This window comes from Nocardia sp. NPDC059154 (genome assembly GCF_042755705.1).
Lineage (GTDB): Bacteria > Actinomycetota > Actinomycetes > Mycobacteriales > Mycobacteriaceae > Nocardia.
The window spans coordinates 27432-40935 of sequence record NZ_JBHZCS010000007.1 but is presented as its reverse complement, the minus strand read 5'-3'; the positions used below and the strand labels follow the sequence as shown (position 1 = coordinate 40935).

Annotated in this window: 13 protein-coding genes; 8 read left to right on the top strand and 5 right to left on the bottom strand. The window is 68.4% G+C overall.

Going from position 1 to position 13504, the window contains the following annotated elements; translation table 11 throughout:
- Nucleotides 1–205: 205 nt before the first annotated feature.
- The 3 genes from ACFXN1_RS08595 to ACFXN1_RS08585 all read left to right on the top strand — a co-directional run bounded on the left by ACFXN1_RS08595 (nt 206) and on the right by ACFXN1_RS08585 (nt 3845).
- Nucleotides 206–2284 (top strand): ATP-binding cassette domain-containing protein, encoded by a 2079-nt coding sequence (locus ACFXN1_RS08595; protein ID WP_379435867.1) that lies wholly within the window; start codon nt 206–208, stop codon nt 2282–2284.
- Nucleotides 2281–3045: an energy-coupling factor transporter transmembrane component T family protein gene (locus ACFXN1_RS08590; protein WP_379435848.1), complete on the top strand. Its 765-nt coding sequence runs from the start codon at nt 2281–2283 to the stop codon at nt 3043–3045. Before ACFXN1_RS08595 ends, ACFXN1_RS08590 begins: the two co-directional genes overlap by 4 nt.
- 161 nt (nt 3046–3206) lie before the next feature.
- A complete protein-coding gene (locus ACFXN1_RS08585; RefSeq protein ID WP_379435849.1) occupies nt 3207–3845 on the top strand; it encodes an ammonium transporter in 639 nt (212 codons plus the stop codon).
- 38 nt (nt 3846–3883) lie between these two features.
- Here the strand turns inward: ACFXN1_RS08585 and ACFXN1_RS08580 are convergent, their stop codons facing one another.
- Nucleotides 3884–5113 (bottom strand): lipase family protein, encoded by a 1230-nt coding sequence (locus ACFXN1_RS08580; protein ID WP_379397821.1) that lies wholly within the window; start codon nt 5111–5113, stop codon nt 3884–3886.
- A 293-nt stretch (nt 5114–5406) separates the two neighbouring features.
- Between ACFXN1_RS08580 and ACFXN1_RS08575 the strand changes: the two genes are divergently transcribed.
- From ACFXN1_RS08575 to ACFXN1_RS08565, 3 genes are all read left to right on the top strand, one after another.
- Nucleotides 5407–6048: a YitT family protein gene (locus ACFXN1_RS08575; protein ID WP_379435851.1), complete on the top strand. Its 642-nt coding sequence runs from the start codon at nt 5407–5409 to the stop codon at nt 6046–6048.
- An 84-nt stretch (nt 6049–6132) separates the two neighbouring features.
- The gene (locus ACFXN1_RS08570) at nt 6133–6558 is read left to right on the top strand and encodes a DUF4260 family protein (RefSeq protein WP_379382886.1); all 426 of its coding nucleotides are present in this window, start codon (nt 6133–6135) and stop codon (nt 6556–6558) included.
- Nucleotides 6551–7072 (top strand): TetR/AcrR family transcriptional regulator, encoded by a 522-nt coding sequence (locus ACFXN1_RS08565; protein ID WP_379435852.1) that lies wholly within the window; start codon nt 6551–6553, stop codon nt 7070–7072. The genes ACFXN1_RS08570 and ACFXN1_RS08565 overlap by 8 nt, the downstream gene beginning before the upstream one ends.
- Nucleotides 7073–7096: 24 nt before the next feature.
- Here the strand turns inward: ACFXN1_RS08565 and ACFXN1_RS08560 are convergent, their stop codons facing one another.
- Nucleotides 7097–8248: a lipase family protein gene (locus tag ACFXN1_RS08560; RefSeq protein WP_379435854.1), complete on the bottom strand. Its 1152-nt coding sequence runs from the start codon at nt 8246–8248 to the stop codon at nt 7097–7099.
- Nucleotides 8249–8628: 380 nt separating this feature from the next.
- On the opposite strand from ACFXN1_RS08560, the gene ACFXN1_RS08555 reads away from it, so the two are divergent.
- Entirely contained in the window at nt 8629–9009 is a 381-nt protein-coding gene (locus ACFXN1_RS08555) for a hemophore-related protein (RefSeq protein WP_379435855.1), read from the top strand.
- A gap of 175 nt (nt 9010–9184) precedes the next feature.
- Here ACFXN1_RS08555 and ACFXN1_RS08550 read toward each other — a convergent pair whose 3' ends face one another.
- Entirely contained in the window at nt 9185–10639 is a 1455-nt protein-coding gene (locus ACFXN1_RS08550) for a flavin-containing monooxygenase (protein ID WP_379435857.1), read from the bottom strand.
- A 95-nt stretch (nt 10640–10734) separates the two neighbouring features.
- On the opposite strand from ACFXN1_RS08550, the gene ACFXN1_RS08545 reads away from it, so the two are divergent.
- The gene (locus tag ACFXN1_RS08545; protein WP_379435859.1) at nt 10735–11802 is read left to right on the top strand and encodes an AraC family transcriptional regulator; all 1068 of its coding nucleotides are present in this window, start codon (nt 10735–10737) and stop codon (nt 11800–11802) included.
- Here the strand turns inward: ACFXN1_RS08545 and ACFXN1_RS08540 are convergent.
- A complete protein-coding gene (locus ACFXN1_RS08540) occupies nt 11783–12562 on the bottom strand; it encodes a metallophosphoesterase (RefSeq protein ID WP_379435860.1) in 780 nt (259 codons plus the stop codon). The two genes, ACFXN1_RS08545 and ACFXN1_RS08540, sit on opposite strands and share 20 nt — an antisense overlap.
- A gap of 135 nt (nt 12563–12697) precedes the next feature.
- Complete coding sequence (locus tag ACFXN1_RS08535) at nt 12698–13486, bottom strand: RluA family pseudouridine synthase (RefSeq protein ID WP_379463530.1); 789 nt, start codon at nt 13484–13486, stop codon at nt 12698–12700.
- Nucleotides 13487–13504: the final 18 nt, after the last annotated feature.

Below are 13504 nucleotides of genomic sequence, written 5' to 3'. Positions count from 1 at the left end.
ATGCGGGCCGATCGGCGGGACGGCCGGGTGGGCCATGCCATAGGGGCCGGTGTTTCCGCTCATCGACCGCGGATATTTGTGGCGGCATTGCCGGCAGTCTGTGGAGATGTTGAGAGGTCACGGTGGGTTGGGGTGCGGACACGGCAGACTGGTAGGCGTGACTGATTCGTACCGGATTCGCGGTGGGCTGGCCGAGCAGGTTGGCGTGTCCCGCGCCGGGAGCAGTGCTGGGGCGACGCTTTCCACGGGGGCGTTGCGGCCCATCGAGCTGGCCGCGTCGGCCGTGCTGGGCGGGGCGACGGTGGGGCTGGTGACGCTCGGGGCGCTGGTGCCGTTCGCCGCGGCACTGCAACTGGTGGCGGCGGTGCCCATGGGGCTGCTGGCGCATCGGCACCGGTTCCGGGCGCAGCTGGCGACCACCATCGCGGGGGCGCTGGTGACATTCGTCGCGGCTGGGCTGCTGCCCGCCGAGAACCTGGTCGGCGTCGCGGTGATCGGTGGGATCATCGGCACTGTCAAGCGCAGGCGAGGCGGTCTGCCCGCGGTGGTGGCGCTGTCGGCCGTGGCCGGATCCGTGATGGCCGCCCTGACGGTCGGCATGCTGCTGGTTTTCGCCCAGTCGCGGCACCTGCTGTTCGACAGCATCCGCAACTCCGCGGAAGGCATCGAAAACCTGGCGGCGCGCCAGTCTTCGCTGGAGCCGCTGGGCCGGGCCGTGTCCGACTACACCGACACCGTCCTGCACTGGTGGTGGGCCTTCGTGGGCGGCGGCATCATCGCCGCCATGGTTGCCAGCGGAGTCTTCTCCTGGTTCGTGCTCGGGCGGGTGCTGGATCGCCTGTCCTGGCTGCCGGGCCGCGACAGCCTGCTGGACGCGCCCGCGGATCCGCGTCCGGTCGCGCCGCTGCCGGTCACGTTGCGGGAGGTCGCGTTCCGATACGGGGGAGCGCGCACCGATGCCCTGCACAATATCGATCTGACCGTCGACGTCGGCGAATTCGTGGCGGTGGTCGGCCACAACGGGTCCGGAAAATCCACGCTCACCAGGATTCTCGCGGGTCGCCCACCGACCGCGGGCACGGTCACCCGGCTGGGCTCGGCCGGTCTGGGCGTGCGTGGCGGCACCGCCATGGTGCTGCAGCGACCGGAAAGCCAGACGCTGGGCGTGCTCGTCGCGGATGACGTGGTGTGGGGCCTGCCCACCGCCGATGCCGCGGCCGTCGATATCGACGGATTGCTGTCCGAGGTCGGCCTGGCCGGTATGGGCGGCCGCGAAACCTCGACCCTGTCGGGTGGCCAGCAGCAGCGGCTCGCGGTGGCCGCCGCCCTGGCCCGGCAGCCCACGCTGCTCATCGCCGACGAGGCGACCTCGATGATCGACCCCGAGGGTCGTCGTGACCTGGTCGCATTGCTGGCCGACCTGCCGCGCCGGCATCCGATGGCCGTGGTCCTGGTGACCCATCACGAGGCGGACGCGGCTGCCGCGGACCGGGTGGTCCATCTGGAACAGGGCCGCTCGGTCGGCCATTTGCCCGCCTGGCCGCGCCCCGTTCGCGATCCACGCCGCCGGCCCATGGGCGACACCGTCCTCGAATTGCAGGGCGTCGGCCACACCTACAACCGCGGCACCCCCTGGGAAGCGCCCGCCCTGCACGACATCGACCTGAGCGTCCGCCGCGGCGAAGCCCTGCTCATCGTGGGCGGCAACGGTTCCGGCAAGTCGACGCTGGCCTGGATCATGGCCGGGTTGACCATGCCCACCGGCGGCACCTGCGTGCTGCGCGAACCCATGGGTACCACCCGGCCGGTGCACAAGCGGATCGGGGCCGTGCAGCTGGCCTTCCAGCATTCCCGCCTGCAACTGCAGCGCCAGGACGTCGGCACCGAGATCGAGGACTGGGGTGGCCGCGGCAGTTACGCCGTCGCGCGTGCCCTCGACGCCGTGGGGCTGGACCGGGCGCTGGCCTCGCGCTCGGTCGAGGAGCTCAGTGGCGGGCAGGCCAAGCGGGTGGTGCTGGCGGCGATCGTGGCGAGCCACCCCCAGGTGGTGGTGCTCGACGAGCCGCTGGCCGGACTCGATCCGGAGGGCCGCGCCGGCGTGGTGGAACTCCTTGCCCGGCTCCGGGATTCGGGTCTGACCCTCATCGTCATCTCGCACGACGTGTCCGACATGGCCGCGGTGTGCGACCGCACCATCCACCTGCGCGACGGCCGCCTCGTCGAGAACGGTTCCGCCGCAGTGCACGACAACCGGATTCAGGATTTCACCGGAGGTGTCCGATGAGCAGTGTCGTCCTCCGCGAGGTCCCCGTCGACAGCCCAGTGCATCGACTCTGGGCCGGTACCAAGATGATCGGCGTCTTCGCCGTCAGCGTGCTGCTCATGTTCATCCCGTCCTGGGCGCTGCTGGGTGTCGCGACGCTGTTCCTGGTGGCGGTGTTCCTGCTGGCGAAGCTGCCGCTGGGCACGCTGCCCCGTCTCCCGTGGTGGATGTGGGCGGGCGTGCTGATCGGGGCGGCCATCAACGCGCCCGTCGGCGCGTCGGCGCTGCTGCGGTACGCGCAGGTGATCCTGTTCGGCTTCCTGCTGCTGGGTGCGTCGTTCCTGGTCGCCTGGACCACGCCGATGGGTGAGGTGGCGCCCGCGCTGGCCAGATTGGGTGCGCCGCTGAAACGCATCGGCTGGACACGCCATGGGGTCCGGCACGCGATTCCGGTGGACGAGTGGGCGGTGGTGGTCGCGCTGACCCTGCGCGGCCTGCCGCTGCTGCTGGAGGAGATGCGCATCCTGCGCGCGGCTCGCAAACTGCGGCCCAAGGATTCGCTGCTGCATCGCGCGTCGGAGAACCCGCTGGTCGACATTCTGACCGCGAGCATGGCGGTCTCCAGCCGGCGCGCGGGCGAACTCGGCGAGGCCATCACCACCCGCGGCGGCACCGGCGAGCTGACCGCCCGCCCGGGATCGCCGGGGCGCGCGGACGTGGTGGCGCTGCTGGTGGTGGCTTTGGTGTGCGCCTTGGGAATCGGCGTCGAACTGCTTTTTTAGCAACACTCGAGCCGAAAATAATTCGGGGTGTCGGTGCCGCGCGCTACCGTGTCTGCCAGTAGAACGCGTTGCCGATGCAGCACGGGCTCACAGTCGCAAAGGGGGAATTCTTTCAACTGAGCCGTGTGTTGCCACAAACACCTGATCAAGATTGGAAGACCATGATGCTGCGCAAGATCACCGCTATCGCCGCGCCGGTTGTCACGGCAGTCGCCATCGCCGGAGCCGGTGTGGCACACGCGGATTCGACGGTTCCCGACATCGGCTACCAGACCCAGCTGGTCGGCAATACCGTTGTCACCACCCTCACCAACGGCAGCTTCGAGCTGGCCGGGCGAGCGGTGAACATCAAGGACTCCGCGGGGGCGACCGTCCTCAGCTTGCCGCTGGCCTTCGAGCAGGACGGCCTGAGCTACCCGGTGCCGGGCACCGTCAGCGATGACGGCGCCACCCTGTCCCTGACCGCGGTCAAGGATGTCGCCGCGGCCACTCCGGTACTGCACCCGGTGGCCTCGACGAACGAGAACCAGCACGCCCTGGAGGCGTTCAGCACCCAGTTCGGCATCGGCACGGCCATCGGCAGTTTCCTGGGCCTGGCGGTGGGCGCGGCGGTCGGCGCGATCGGATTCCTCGGTGGCGCTTTCGGTTTGGCGACCGTCCCGGTCGCCGCGGCTATCGGCGCGGTCATCGGCACCCTGGTGGTCGGCGGGCCCGCCCTGCTCATCGCCGGCATCGACCTGATCAACACGCTGAACGCGGCGCCCGGCACCACCAAGTGGGCCCAGCCCGGCGACCAGTAACGCCCCGGCGCGGGTGCACCGGCCGCTGCGGACGATCGTCAGCGCACGGTGCACCCGGCGTCCACCGGGTCGCCATTGAAGCGATCCGACAGAAAGTTCATGGCCCCCAAAGCTTCTCCGGCAGCGGCCGGATTGTGGCCCGGTATCGCCGAGTGCACGGCGGTGAGGTTCGCGCCCAGCGCGCAGTAGCGGTCCACCAGGGCGCTGAAGCCCGCCGACGGGATCACGTCGTCGTTGTTGCTGTGGTACAGGTACAGCGGCACGTCGGGCGCCCAGCCGCCCAGCTCCTGATGGCTGGTGGCGGCCCGGAAGGCTTGGCTGTCAAGGATGTCCGGGACGCTCGAGTAGTCGTCGACGTGCCCGAAGAAGTGGCGGGCCACCAGATCGCCGCCGCAGGAGGTCGCCTCCTGCGCCAGCAGCGCCCGGCCGCTGTCATTGAGCGTGTCCGCCAGTCCGGAGCCGGAATCGTTGCGCGCCAGGGCAAGCAGGATCAGCACCGCGAGCCCGGCCTGATAGCCGCCGTCCACGCCGCGCGCGATGGCGGGGATGTCGGCGGGCACGCCACCGGAGGTCACGCCCGCGAACCAGATCTCGGGCGCGTAGCTCGCCCGCAGCTGCATGGCCCACAGGGTGGCGAAGGCGCCGCCCGAGTAGCCCCAGGCTCCGAGCGGGCTGGCGTCCGTGATACCCAGTGGTGCAAAGGATTTGGCGGCGCGCACGCCGTCCAGCACGGCCCGGCCGGAGTTCACGCCGTCGAAGAATCGGGACTGCGGGCCCTCGTAGTCCGACACCACCACCGCCCAGCCGCGGCGGAACGCCTCGGCCAGGAAGGGCACGTCCAGCAGGGTGGTGGCAATGGAGAAGTCGCGCCCGCCGCGCAGCGCGAACGATGGGGCGCAACGGGTTCCGAGGCTGTCCTCGGCGATCTGATACGACAGCAGCGGGCGATCGCCGGGACCGGTCCAGGGCATGAGCGGCGTCATGACGGTGGCCACGTCGGCGGCGGCTTCCCCGGTGGAATCGGTGGTGCGGTACTGCACCTGCCAGCCCGCCACCGGGAGCGGCAGCCCGAAGACGGCGATGGGCCGGGAGTTGAGGATTGCCCCGTTTGCGAACTCTCCCAGGTTGATCGGCGCCGCGTAGAACGGATCATTGTCGGGATAGGGGACGTCGGCGCGAGTGCCCGGCACCGCGACCGCCGCCGCCACCAGGGTCACCGCGCCGATCAGCCCGGCGCGCCACCAGCGCCGAACCTTGTGTGAGCGCACCGTGAATCCGCGCGTGCGTACCCCGAACCATGCGCCGTCCCGCCGCATAACGCCTCCAGCGTCGAACCATCCGACGCTCCGGACATCACGGACCCGCTGTTCGCGCCGACAAGAATTCCGGCGCATCGGAGAATCAAAATTACGTCGCGCCGGTCCTCGCGGTCAACGCGTCTCCGCGCGTCGTAACTACGGCGTTGCGCGGTTTCTTGTACGAAAAGATATATCCAGATTGGTATCCAGATCTTTGCGACTGGCTCTACCGGTTGCATGCCAGTTGCCGCCATGCTCGGTCAATGTTGTTGCGCCGCCTCATCGCCCTGTATGTCGGACTCTGGTTGTACGGCTTCTCCATGGCCGTGATGATCCGCGCCGCGCTCGGCCTGGATCCGTGGGATGTGTTCCACCAGGGCGTGGCCGATCAGGTGCCGCTGAGTTTCGGTACGGTCGTGGCGATTACGGGCGCGGCGGTACTGCTGGCCTGGATTCCCCTGCGGCAGTGGCCGGGTCTGGGCACGGTCAGCAATGTCGTGGTGATCGGCGTCTCGGTGGACGCGGGGCTGTGGTTGCTGCCGGAGTTGCACGCGTTGCCGATCCGGATCGCGGCCATGGGTGCGGCGGTGGTGCTCAATGCGATTGCGACAGTGCTCTATATCGGCGCGGGCATGGGGCCGGGTCCGCGTGATGGCCTGATGACTGGCCTGGTTCGGCGCACGGGCAAGCCGGTGTGGGTCATCCGGACAGGGCTGGAGGCGACGGTGTTGTCCGTCGGTTGGATCCTCGGCGGCAGCGTCGGGGTGGGCACGGTCGTGTACGCGTTCGCCATCGGACCGCTGATCCAGCTGATGATCCCGTTCGTGGACCGGTTCCTGCCGGGCTTCCATCCCGCGGAATCGGCCGGTTCGCCCGCCGCGGAGACCGAGCCGATGGCCGCCTGACCATCCGGGGTTGACGGGCTAACAGCGTTAGCCTAACGTTGTGGCTAACAACGTTAGCCCCAGTTAGAAGCCTCGGAGGGTCCGATGACCACCATCGCCGCCAACCTGCCGGCCACCACCGATCACCGCCTCCCGGCCCTCGTCCGCAAGGCCGGATGGATCACCTGGACCGTCTTCCTCGCCGCCTTCGCCATCCTCGAGGGCGTCAATCACGGCACCGGCTCCTGGCTGGCCCTGACGGCCGGCCTCATCGCCCCCGACCTCACCTTCTTCGCCGCCATCGGCGCGAAAGACCCTGTGCAGCAGGGCCAATTGCCCCGCCGGGCCGTCCCCTTCTACAACACCGCCCACCGCACCTGGATCCCCCTGGCCCTGGCCGTCGCGTACACCTTTGCGCCCCTCCAGATCCCGGCCCTGTTCACCTTCCTGCTGGCCTGGATGCTGCACATCGGCATCGACCGCATCGCCGGCTATGGCCTCCGCACCGCGGACGGATTCCTCCGTGCCTGACCCGACCGGACCACTCACCGAGCGGCAGCGGCAGATCGCCGCCGCCGCTCGCACCCTCTTGGACACCCAGGGCCCCGAGGCCTTGACCATGCGAAACGTAGCCGAGGCCTTGGGCATCAAAGCCCCCTCCCTCTACAAGCACGTCCCCGACAAGACCGCCCTCGAAACCCTGGTAGTGGCACAGGCTTTCACCGAGGTGGCGCAGGCTCTGGAAACCGCCTCCGCCCAGGGCCTCCCGGGCGTGGCCCAGGCCTACCGCGACTACGCCCTGGCCCACCCGCACGTATACCGCCTCATGAACTACCGCCCACTCCGCCGCGACCTACTCTCGCCCGACCTGGAAGAGCGCACGGCACAACCACTCGTCGCGGCGGTCGGCGGCGACCCGGCCCGAGCCCGCGCCCTCTGGGCCTTCGCCCACGGCATGGTGAGCCTCGAAATCGACGGCCGCTTCCCCAGCAACGCCGACCTCGCGGCCGCCTGGCAATCCGGCCTCGCCGCCTTCGGCGAGTAGCGGCCGATCCGCGCAATGAGCGCCTCAGCGCACGTTGCAGCCGGGGGACATCGGTTTGCCGGCGAAGCGGTCGGACAGGAAGTTCATGGCTCCCAGGGATTCCACGACGGCCGCGGGGTTGTGGCCGGGGATCTGTGAGTGGATGGCGGTCAGATTTGCGCCGAGGGAGCAGTAGCGGTCGACGAGGGCGCTGAAGCCTCCCGCCGGGATCACGTCGTCGGCATTGCTGTGGTAGAGGTACAGCGGGGTATCGGGGGCCTGGGCGCCCAGTTCCTGACGGATGGCGGCGGCCTTGAATGCTTCGCTGCCGATGAGATTCGGTGCGGCCGAGTATTCGTCGAGGTGCCGCATGGCGTGGTGGACCACCAGGTCGCCGGCGCACGAGCTGGCCTCTCGGGCCATTAGCGTGCGGCCGTTGTCATTGAGTATCTTGGCCAGTCCGGTGCCGGAATCGTTGCGCGCCAGGGCGATCAGGATGAGGACGGCGAGCCCGGCCTGGAAGCCGCCGTCCACCCCGCGCATCATGGAGGGGATGTCCACGGGCACGCCGCCGGAGGTCACGCCCGCGAATCGGAGCTCGGGTGCGTAGCTCGTCCGCAGCTGCATGGCCCACAGGGTGGCGAAGGCGCCGCCCGAGTAGCCCCACGCGCCGAGTGCACTGTTGGTGGTGATGCCGAGCGGGGCAAAGGATTTGGCGGCCCGCACGCCGTCCAGCACGGCCCGGCCGGAGTTGATGCCGTCGAAGAAACGGGACTGCGGGCCCTGGTAGTCGGATACCACCACCGCCCAGCCGCGCCACAGCGCCTGCGCCAGGAACGGGACATCCAGCAGCGTGGTGATGATGGAGAAGCCGCGTCCGCCGCGCAGCGCGAACGATGGCGCGCACCGCGTTCCGAGACTGTCCTCGGCGACCTGGAACGCCAGCAGCGGGCGATCACCCGGCCCGTTCCACGGGGTATCGGGCTTCAAGACCGTGGCCATATCGGCGGCGGCCTCACCGCTGGAGCCGGTGGTTCGGTATTGGACCTGCCAGCCCGTTACCGGCAGCGACTGCCCGAACACCGAGATCGGCCGGGAGTTGAGAATCGACCCGTTCGCGAATTGTCCGAGGTTGGCAGGCGCCGCATAGAACGGATCGTTGTCGGGGAAGGGGATATCGGCGCGGGCGCTGGGCACCGCGATTGCCGTCGTCAGCAGTGTGACTGCGCCGATCAGTCCGGCGCGCCACCAGTATCGAATTGTTCGCGATAATTTGGTCGATCTATTCGTGCGTTTCCCGAACCGTGCGGCATCGAGCTTCAAAACGCCTCCAGTGTGTATCGGCCGACGCTCCAGATACCACGGACCACTGCTTGCGCCGCCAAGAATTCCGGCGCACGGGAGAACAAACTATGTGGCCTGGTACGCGCGGTCAACGATGACTCGCGCGTGGAGACAAAGGTGTTGTGCGGAGTCCAGCGCTCCGGCCCCCGATGCCCTCGGCTACCCTTCGGTCCGGCCCGGCCGAGGGCCGGTTGTCATCCGCAGATCCAGCTACTACGAAAGGTTGGTCTCACATGAGGTTGATCAGTGCGCGGTACGCAGGCGTGATTGCAGTGACGATTGCCGGATTCGCCGCCGGTGCGGCGCTGTCCGGTGCGGGAGTGGCGGGCGCCGATCCGATGAGCGATCTCGAACCGCTGCTGAGCTCGAGTTGCTCGTTCGACCAGATCGACGCCGCCTTCCATCAGGTGGAACCCGAGATCGCTGCGCAGCTCGATGCCGCACCCGCGCGCAAGGCCGCGTTCCGGATGGCCTACGACCAGCCGATGTGGCAGCGGCGCCTCGCCTTCCAGGCCCTGCTCGTCGAACAGCAGCAGACGGGCGCGCCCACCGACATCAACTCGGACTTCGGTCCGCACCTGCGCCAGGTCACCGACAGTTGCCACCGGTACTGACCAACGGGTTGCCCTTCTGATTCTCATTGAGCGGTGAAGCCGAGGAATCGGGAAGGTTCGGTGCTGGTGGCAGGCGGCCGCAGCAGATCAATCGGTGTCCGCTGCCAGCACCGTATTCCCTACCACGGTTGAGATGACTTGGTGGGCAAGGAACTTCGCGTCCATGGGCTACTGATCAGCCTCGGATCGGGGTGAAGGTGTAGTCGGGGAGTCGGAGGGCGCGGGTGCGGCGGCGGTAGCTGCGGGTGGTGCCGGGCCAGTTGTTGGTGATGCGGCCGGAGGGCGTCCGATACCAGCTGGTGCAGAAGTTCCACGGGGTGCGGGCCAGGCGCTGCTGAAGGGCGTCGTTGAAGGCCAGTTCGACTTCGGGTCGGACTTCCAGATAGGTGCGCGGTCGTTCGGCGAGGAGTTGCAGGGCGCGGCGGATGTAGTGGGCCTGGGATTCGATCATGTAGATGATGGATCCGACGCCGAGGTTGGTATTGGGGCCGTAGACCATGAACATATTGGGGAATTCGGGGACCGTGATGCCCAGGTAGGCGTGGGCGCCGCCGTCCCACGCGTCGCTCAGGTTGCGGCCGCCGCGCCCCCGGATCTTCATGGGCCACAGGAATTCCGTGCCCTTGAAGCCGGTGCCGTAGATGATGACGTCGGCCTCGTGCAGCACGCCGTCGGCGGTGCGGACGCCCTCGGGGACGATCTCGCTGATGGCGGTGGTCTCCACGTGCACATTGGGCTGGGTGAGGGCCGGGAAGTAGTCGTTGGAGAACAGTCCGCGCTTGCAGCCGATGGGGTAGTTGGGGGTGAGCTTGGCGCGCAGCTCCGGATCGGCGACCTTCACCTCCAGATGCTTCTCGGCGATCCGCGCGACCGCGCGCACGATGCCGGGGAACTCGACCATCCCCAGCGATATGAACTCGGCGAGCAGCCACCACGAAAGGCGTTCGGCCTTCGGCATTCCCGGAATCGAGATGAGGATCCGCTGATGCACCGGCTTGTAGTCGGTGTCGAACTTGGGCAGCACCCAGGCGGCGGTGCGCTGGAAGACGGTCAGATGAGCGGCCCGCGGCTGGATCTCGGGAATGTACTGGATCGCGCTGGCCCCGGTCCCGATGCAGGCCACCCGCTTGCCGGCCAGTTCGACCCCGTGATCCCACCGCGCCGAATGGAAGGACTCCCCGCCGAACACCTCGATGCCCGGAATCGGCGGCATGGCCGGGCGCGACAGCTGTCCGACGGCCGGGACCAGCACATCCGCGCTGCGCGTCACGCCGTCGGCGGTGCGCACCGTCCACTGCCCGGTCGTCTCGTCGAACTCCGCCTCGGTGACCTCGGTCCCGAACACGATGTGGTCCGGCAGCCGATGCCGCTCGGCGATCCCGCGCATGTACGCCCAGATGTCCTCGCGCGTCGAATACCGCTGCCGCCACTTCGGTCTGGGCTCGTGTGCGAACGAGTACAGCGGCGACGGCACATCGCAGGCCGCCCCGGGGTAGGTGTTCTCCCGCCATACCCCGCCCAGGTCGGCCGCCTTCTCCAGGATGGTGAACTCGCGGAAGCCATTGCGCTGCAACTCGATCGCCATGCCGAGCCCGCCGAATCCGGCGCCGATGATGATGACGGACGGCATTGTGGTGCTCCTCACATCGAAGACTCTTCTCACTGTAGGAGCGAGCGTTCGATTTGGTGGGCGACCGGATCGAGAATTTCGGCCATAATCAGGCTATGGGCACGGTGCAGGAGGCGGGGATTCGCGACTGGAATTTCCCGCGCGGCGTGGCGAGTGTCGCCCTCATGGTCGGATTCGCCCGCGAGCACGGGGTCCCGGCCGCCCGCATGCTGCAGGGCAGCGGGTTGAACGAGAAGCAGCTGGCCAATCCGGACGAGCAGATCGACGCGCACACCGAACTGGCGGTGATCCGGAACCTGGTGCGCGAACTGGGTGCCCGCCCCGATCTCGGGCTGGAGGTGGGCCGGCGGTACCGCATCACCACCTTCGGCATCTTCGGCTTCGCCTGCGTCAGCAGTCCCACCCTCGGTGAGGCCATCTCCCTCGCCCTGCGCTACCTGGAGCTCAGCTTCACCTTCTGTATTCCGGCGGCCCGCTGGCGGCCGGGTGAATTCGTGGCCCGCATCCACGACGAGCGGGTGCCCGCCGACGTCCGCCGCTTCCTGGTGGAACGCGACGTCACCGCCATGTTCCAGATGCTGTCGGACCTGATGGGTCACCGCGTCGAACTGCTGCGCGCCGACTTCGATTTCGAGCCACCGCCCGACCTCCGCCTCTACACCGAAATCTACGGGCTGACACCGAATTTCGAGGCCGAGCACAACGTGTTCAGCATGGATCCGGCGATCCTGGAGCAGCCGCTGCCGCAGGCCAACGAGCACACCTGGGCCATGTGCCTGGCGCAGTGCACCGAACTGGTCTCCCGCCGCCGCGCCCGCACCGGCATCGCCGCCGAGGTGCGGGAGCTGCTGGTGCCGCGCGGCGGCCTGGACGGTTTCGCGGTGCCGCCCGGAATCGATTCGGTGGCAAGGGATCTCAATATGAGCACCCGCACCCTGCGCCGCCACCTGGACGCCGCGGGCACCAGCTACCGGCAGCTGCTGGACGAGGTGCGGCGCGCGCTGGCCGAGGAAATGCTCACGGCCACACCGCTGTCGGTGAGCGATGTGGCGATCCGGCTCGGCTACGCGGAGGCGTCCACCTTCATTCACGCCTTCAAACGCTGGACCGGCACCACGCCCTCGGCCTACCGGCGCGGCGCGCTCACTCCGTCGGTTCGCTGAGCCAGCCGCCCATGGCGATGGGCCGGAACATCGACAGCAGCCGGCCGTCGGTAATGGAGTGGAAGATCATCGACGGGTCGGGCGCGAAGTCGATCGGCACGTGTCCCGGTGCGGCCGTTTCCCATTCGCAGCCGATGGTGGAGGAGACACTCGGCGCCACGATCAGCGGCTTGCCCGCGAACTGGGTCATGAGCCCGGCGTGCACGTGGCCGGTGAGGACGGCGGCGATGCGGTCGTCGCCCGCCACGATCTCGGCCAGGCGCTCCGGATTGGTGAGCCGGATGGGATCCACGACGGTGGACTGCACCGGCACCGGCGGATGATGCATGGCCACCAGCACCACCTCATCGTCGGGGGCGGCCGCCAGGACCTCGGTGAGGAAGTCGTAGGTCTCGTCCTCGAGCAGGCCCTCCGGTTTGCCGGGGATGCTGGAGTCCAGCAGGGCCAGGGTCACGCCGTCGATCCGGTAGGACTGGTTGATGGGTCCGGTGCCCGAGGTGGCGGGGAAGAGCACGCTGCGCATATTGGCGCGGTCGTCGTGATTGCCGGGCAGGATCAGCACGGGCAGATCGGCGGTCAGGGCCGCGCGCGCCTGCTGGTACTCCTCCACATCGCCTTCGTCGGCGATGTCCCCGGTGACGATGATGACGTCGGGTCGCTGCGGCAGCTCGGCGAGAAAGGCCATCACCCGTTCGGCGCGTTCGACATTGCGGGCGCCCATATTGAAATGGGTGTCACTGAGCTGAGCCAGCAGAACCATCGGCGTTCGCTTTCTGTGAAGGGCAGCATCATTGCGCCCGGCTGTGCCGCCGCACCGCGGTCACCCCAATCAGGCTAAATGACCTGCCCTGATGCGGTCTCGGTGAGACCCGCCACCCAATATAGCGAAGTCGTATCAGTAACCGGTCGATGTGGTGCGGGTCATGAGTTCGCCTGCGCTGCTCAACAGTTGCCGCGGATCGGTGGTGACCGGGGTGTCGCCGATCCGCCAGAAGTCGGCGCCGGGCTCGGCCTCCAGTTCGAGTGTGCCGGTGGGACGCCAGGACGCGTCCAGGGTCAGACGCCACGAATGCAGATGGGTGCGGGGAAATGCGCCGGACCGGTCGAACAGCGGGTCGCCGACGATGGGATGACCGATCCAGGCCAGGTGCACGCGAATTTGATGCCGCCGCCCGGTGATCGGGCGCAGTACCAGCACGGTATGGGAATCGGTGCGGGCCAGGGTGGTGAATTCGGTGACCGACGGATAGCTCTTGCCCGCCGCCACGTCCTGCTCGTCGACCAGCCAGGTGTCGCCCGCGCGGTGAATGCTCTCGCGGGGCGCGGCGATTCGCACCCGGTTCTTGCGGCCCACACTCAGCGGCAGGTCGATGACGCCGTGGTCGGGCAGGCCCGTGGAGGCGGTGACGGCCAGGTACGTCTTCTCCGCGGTGCGCTTGTTGAACTGCCGGGTGAGCTGCCCGTGCGCGGGCAGCTCCTTGGCCAGCAGGACGAGACCCGAGGTGACCTTGTCGATCCGGTGCACCGGATACAGCGTCTCGCCCTGCGCCGCGGCCATTTCCACGATGTCGGTGTCGTGGCGTTCGCCCGTCACCGAGATCCCGGCCGGCTTGTTCAGAGCCAGGACCGCCTCGTCCTCGAGGATCAGGCACTCGGTGCGCAGTTCGGGCCACGATGTTTCCACGCGGACCAGCGTAATGAG

What these genes read in the sequence shown, in the direction of transcription:
- ACFXN1_RS08555 (WP_379435855.1), top strand. Translation starts at nt 8,629, where the DNA reads ATGAGGTTGATCAGTGCGCGGTACGCAGGCGTGATTGCAGTGACGATT.
- ACFXN1_RS08570 (WP_379382886.1), top strand. Translation starts at nt 6,133, where the DNA reads ATGACCACCATCGCCGCCAACCTGCCGGCCACCACCGATCACCGCCTC.
- ACFXN1_RS08590 (WP_379435848.1), top strand. Translation starts at nt 2,281, where the DNA reads ATGAGCAGTGTCGTCCTCCGCGAGGTCCCCGTCGACAGCCCAGTGCAT.
- ACFXN1_RS08550 (WP_379435857.1), bottom strand. Translation starts at nt 10,639, where the DNA reads ATGCCGTCCGTCATCATCATCGGCGCCGGATTCGGCGGGCTCGGCATG.
- ACFXN1_RS08540 (WP_379435860.1), bottom strand. Translation starts at nt 12,562, where the DNA reads ATGGTTCTGCTGGCTCAGCTCAGTGACACCCATTTCAATATGGGCGCC.
- ACFXN1_RS08575 (WP_379435851.1), top strand. Translation starts at nt 5,407, where the DNA reads ATGTTGTTGCGCCGCCTCATCGCCCTGTATGTCGGACTCTGGTTGTAC.
- ACFXN1_RS08585 (WP_379435849.1), top strand. Translation starts at nt 3,207, where the DNA reads ATGATGCTGCGCAAGATCACCGCTATCGCCGCGCCGGTTGTCACGGCA.
- ACFXN1_RS08545 (WP_379435859.1), top strand. Translation starts at nt 10,735, where the DNA reads ATGGGCACGGTGCAGGAGGCGGGGATTCGCGACTGGAATTTCCCGCGC.